This is a genomic window from Bradyrhizobium guangdongense (assembly GCF_006483445.1).
In the GTDB taxonomy this organism is placed as follows: domain Bacteria; phylum Pseudomonadota; class Alphaproteobacteria; order Rhizobiales; family Xanthobacteraceae; genus Bradyrhizobium; species Bradyrhizobium guangdongense_A.
Genome location: NZ_PPPT01000320.1, coordinates 1 through 2115, shown reverse-complemented (window position 1 = coordinate 2115; position 2115 = coordinate 1). Strand labels below are relative to the sequence as shown.

Annotated in this window: 1 protein-coding gene; it reads right to left on the bottom strand. The window is 58.1% G+C overall.

What is annotated here, in order from left to right; all coding sequences use genetic code 11:
- Window positions 1–358: 358 nt before the first annotated feature.
- Window positions 359–1945 (bottom strand): caspase family protein, encoded by a 1587-nt coding sequence (locus tag C2U70_RS32430; protein ID WP_140982804.1) that lies wholly within the window; start codon window positions 1943–1945, stop codon window positions 359–361.
- Window positions 1946–2115 lie beyond the last annotated feature (170 nt).

The window sequence follows — 2115 nt, the reverse complement described above, 5'->3', positions numbered from 1 at the left end:
TGAAGCCAAACACCCAGTTGAGCCCCCTGTCGAACCAGAGCTGGGCTTCAGGCGAGGACGTGCTGATCTTGCGGCTGTACGCCCCGAGATCGAAATAGGTCATGGCCGGCTCCTTCAGCAGGCGGGCGATGGCACCTGCTCCGTCAAGCAGATTAGTAGGCCGAGAACATACACCCTGGCGATATGGAGGATATCCCGTTCTAGCGAGCTTCGCCTGCGTCGCGGCTTGGCATCTGCTACGGCGTCCGCACGTAAGATTGGTATTGTGAGTTCCTGGCAGCTGGCTAGCGAGGCCTGACCGATCAGTTCTCTGCTGACGCGACACTTCGCTGAGCGATTCTACCGCTGCTCGATTCTGCTATTTCGACGGACGGACCGATTCTGAACCGCCTGACTTGTAGGCGGGATTCATTTCACGAATGGTGGGCATTTCAGAAGCTGATTTGTGGGCTTCTTGAACCGTCGGCTTCTTGCCGTCTTCAAACGCATTCGCAAATCCGGTGGTGAAGGGTGTAGGCGCATTCGGAAGAGGTCGCTGGCAAAGGCTTTTCTTTTTGGAAGACGACCATGCCAGTTGCATGTTACTTGCCGGTTTCTCCGCAAAGCGCCCGAAGATTCCCTCCGCCCAGCAGAAGTCAGCTTGAACAATAAGAGCAGAGTTTTTTCCTTTTGATTTGAGCGCATCGCTGATCTTCTGAAGGTAGTCTTCGACTTCGTAGTCCCAGACGGTGTCATTCAGTCCACCTGCGCCTTCGATGCCAATATGCTCGTCGGTTGGGTTGACCTTTGGGCCCATTTCTCCTGGTCCAGCGACCGCGCCCTTGCCCCAATTGAAACCATGCCCTTGGAAGTGCAATTTCACAAAGCAATCTTCATCGGCTCCCCGGTCCTTGATTTGTTCCAGCACAACGTCGAACGCTCGCAAAATTGCTCGACGAGTCACGTCTTCATTTATCGTAGGTCTGAACGCCGGAAAGCCCCAACCGTTCTTGAGGACATCGGTCATCGCCTCTGCGCTACTCTTCGCTTGGTTATACTCGGCTTCCTTTTCTTTCCTGACCTCCGGATCCTTAATGCTCTTCAGATTTGCCGCACCGAAAAAAAACCCATACGCAAACTTGCACGGTCCTTTTGCTCCCAGCAGCGGCGGCGGCTTGGGTCGCGCATTACCTTGACGGGGGCCCTGCGGCCTTTCGCGAGACGTGGAGCGCGGCGGCTCTGGCCTGACCGGCGGCGGCGGATTGAAGCTGATCGTGAAACTTGTAAGAAACGTATCGCGCGGAGCGAAGTCGAACCGCTCGCCCGGCAAAGTCGTGGAAAGCTTAACCCCGCCAGTTCGCTGATATGCAACCTGCGCACCGACCGCGACGGTGTCGCTGATCTGACGTATAATTTCGGCACCGACGCGAAGCGCGACAGCGGCGTCGCTACCGACGATTTGCGGTCCACCGGAACCAGTCGGTGCGCCGGTTGGTCGCACCGCAGAAACGCCAGCGCCCGCAAATAGCGACAGGTCGACTCCGTTTCCGATGGGCGTCCGAAAACGTGAAAGGCCGAGAAAGTTGGCTTGAGTGAGTGAGCCGTGTCCAGTCAGCGGCAAGCCGCCGCCGACTCCACGAAAATCGGCCGACGTATTGAACATAACGTCTAGCATTGGACCTGCGCTCCAGGCCCAACTGCCGAACCGAGCAAGTTCGACGCCACCATAAATGCCTGCGTACGCGGGCGTCAGTCCCTCGATAGAGCCATGGTAGAAACCGCTGGTGGCATCAACGGGGCTGGATCCTGCATGACCGAAACCGCCTGAGAGACCCACATACCAAGACGGCATGGCTTGTGGCGCTTGCGCCCGAACAGGCCCGGCTGCAAGCAGCACGACTGGCAATCCCAGTGCAATCGATTGGACGCCGCGCGATAACATGCCCCATATCCCCGCCGCCTGCATGAGGATATCCGACCGGCGGGCCGGGAAAACAGGGACTCGGCTGCCGCCCAAGAATTCGCTATGGACGTGACAATTCGGTCACATCGCCCTTGAGGATTTCACTACGTAGGCGCAGGCAATGCGCGGATCATCGCGCGCTCGACGGGGCTTCCCGTCTCCGCGCGCGCGAG

What these genes read in the sequence shown, in the direction of transcription:
- C2U70_RS32430 (WP_140982804.1), bottom strand. Translation starts at nt 1,945, where the DNA reads ATGCAGGCGGCGGGGATATGGGGCATGTTATCGCGCGGCGTCCAATCG.